Source organism: Chamaesiphon sp. VAR_69_metabat_338 (assembly GCF_031423935.1).
Lineage (GTDB): Bacteria > Cyanobacteriota > Cyanobacteriia > Cyanobacteriales > Chamaesiphonaceae > Chamaesiphon.
Genome location: NZ_JANPGM010000207.1, coordinates 1 through 2463, shown reverse-complemented (window position 1 = coordinate 2463; position 2463 = coordinate 1). Strand labels below are relative to the sequence as shown.

Sequence of the window (2463 nt, the reverse complement as noted above, 5' to 3'; positions counted from 1 at the left end):
ACTATTTTAGGTGTGGGTTTTATCTTTGCCGCCTTGACAGGCATCTTTTTTAAAGAAGCTTTTTGTTTCGATCGATTGGAAACAAAGCTCTTAGTATTCATCGTACCCTTACTATTATTGGGTCATCTGACTCAGTTACTCCCTAAAGCTGCCGAACCAATTTTATTAGCAGTTTGGGCGGGATTATTTTTAGTCTTTGCCATCCGCAAAGTCATTCAACAAATTCCACCCGACATCGGTGATAAATCAGTATTTGAGTATCTAGCAGCCCAACCGCAAAAATAAGGGTATCGTATCGATGAATATCAGATTGTAGGGTGTGTTATCGCGACAGCGTAACGCACCAACGCACTAGAAGATCCCCCCTAGCCCCCCTTAAAAAGGGGGGAACCGGAATCTTAGTCCCCCTTTTTAAGGGGGATTTAGGGGGATCTACCTACTATAAACGTAGCAATTAGACTTTTCAGACATCGTCGAATTTCAGATCGTAGTAACGCACCAACCTACTCAGCTATCGCTGACAGTCAGGACATCATTTTGTGCCAGACAACCATCTTCGAGATGGACGATTCGATCGGCGACGTCTAGAATCCGGTTATCGTGAGTCACCATCAAAATTGTCGTCCCTTGCTCTTTAGCAAGTTTCTGCATGATCTCGACAATTTCTCGTCCCGATTTCCCGTCTAGAGCAGCAGTCGGTTCGTCGGCCAGTACTAGCTTCGGATGGCTCATCAGGGCACGCGCGATCGCGACACGCTGTTTTTGACCCCCAGACAGGTTATCGGGGTAGTAGGACTTGCGATCGCTCAAACCGACAGCATCGAGCATTTCGATCGCCCGTTCTTTGATTTCTCTAGTGCTCATTTCTGAGTGAAGTTGCCCCGCCATCTGGACATTTTGTTGGGCTGTCAGAGCTTTGAGCAAGTTATGAGCTTGGAAAATATAACCGATATTTTTGCGAACTTCGATGACTTGACGTTTGCTCGCACCGACCATTTCTACACCCAAGACTTTCATGCTGCCTTCTTGAGGCGATCGCAAGCCACCAGATAAGGTCAGCAGAGTAGTTTTCCCAGAACCAGATGGCCCCGTCATCAACACGATTTCGCCCTTACCAATTTGCAGGTTAATGTCAAATAATACTTGTTTTTTGAGATTACCTTTGCCGAAATAATGATTGAGTTGCTTCACCTCAACTACAATATTATCATCGAGATTGCTACTATCGATATTTACTAAATCTTGGTTTTTAGGTTTGAAGGTTAGCATCGGCTTAGGTTTTAGGCTTTAGGTTTTAGGCTTTAGGCTTTAGGCGTAAACTAGGTTAATAGTTTGAATTCTTTTAAGGCTGGTAGAAAGTTATTGTTTTCGTGTTGCGATCGAGTTAACTTAATCAAGGCGAATCTTTGAATGGTTGTGAGATTTGCCCAATGAGATAATTCGATCGTTACGCCTTCTTCTGCCGCTCTAGTCGTGACACTTTCCGGAACTTCACGATCGTTCGACCAGGGGGGCTGGGGATCGATCGCGAGCCTACTAGCTTCATGTCCGGTATGCTGGAAAATTAATTGACTTACATAATCGCGATAGGTAGCGATTTCCGCGTCTCGATCGCATGGCAGATCGACTAATTGCTGGCATTCGAGTGGCGTAAATCGATTCCATTCTGCCAACTTCAACTTCACGCCACAAGTATCCAATTTCAACCGCACGATCATCGGAATGCAACGTAATGAATCGACAAAATCAGCTTCAAATTTAAAGTATGTCATGGGGATAGGGGATAGGGAATAGAGGATAGGGGATAGAGATTCAGTCGATGATAACGTAAAGTGTTTAATATCTAAATTTAATTGGCAAACCTAGAATAAGCGTCGCTCGTTCTCAAGCTGGTACCAGCCTTTCTTTGCCCTATTCCCTACTCTCTATCCCCTATCCACTAATTTCTTACTCCTGCCATAATCAGATCGATCGATTCTTGAGTATGTCGTTGGAGTAGCTCTTTACCTAGCAACCGTTTACCCGGCCACAGGTGTTTGAGATTTTCTTGAGCCGTGAAATAAAAAGTGCAAGCACCAATAATATTGACAGCCGTATGTCGGGGTTCTAGTTCGCGAAATACGCCAATACTCATCCCCTGTTGCAAAATTTCGATAATCGTACCGTACAACAGATCGCCCAATTGTTTGGGGTAATACTTCCCTTTATTTTGAATCGCCTCTAGCGAGAGAATGCTGCCAATCCGGGGATTTTCCGACATACAACACAAGATTTGCTCCAGTAGTCTCACCAGCGCGGCATCAGGGGGCAAACCATCGAGCTGGAGTTGTGCCATCATCGCTAGTGCTTCTGTGAAACAACGTCCCAATACCGCCCGATACAATTCTTCCTTACTTTCAAAATAATAATAAATCGTGGCCTTGGTGACACCAGTTTGGGCGGCGATCGTTTCCAGGCGGGCAG

The 2463-nt window shown here is 44.9% G+C and carries 4 protein-coding genes; 1 reads left to right on the top strand and 3 read right to left on the bottom strand.

Annotated elements, in window-relative coordinates; genetic code table 11:
* Positions 1 to 285: DUF2301 domain-containing membrane protein (locus tag RMO84_RS06040; RefSeq protein WP_310487572.1), on the top strand; the 285-nt coding region annotated here is incomplete at its 5' end.
* A 222-nt stretch (positions 286 to 507) separates the two neighbouring features.
* On the opposite strand, the gene RMO84_RS06035 is transcribed toward RMO84_RS06040, so the two are convergent.
* The 3 genes from RMO84_RS06035 to RMO84_RS06025 all read right to left on the bottom strand — a co-directional run.
* Positions 508 to 1269, bottom strand: coding sequence for a DevA family ABC transporter ATP-binding protein (locus RMO84_RS06035; RefSeq protein WP_310487571.1), 762 nt, complete (start codon positions 1267 to 1269; stop codon positions 508 to 510).
* A 50-nt stretch (positions 1270 to 1319) separates the two neighbouring features.
* Complete coding sequence (locus tag RMO84_RS06030; RefSeq protein WP_310487570.1) at positions 1320 to 1772, bottom strand: nitrate reductase associated protein; 453 nt, start codon at positions 1770 to 1772, stop codon at positions 1320 to 1322.
* A gap of 167 nt (positions 1773 to 1939) precedes the next feature.
* Positions 1940 to 2463 (bottom strand): TetR/AcrR family transcriptional regulator (locus tag RMO84_RS06025; RefSeq protein WP_310487569.1); only part of this gene is annotated, 524 nt, incomplete at its 5' end.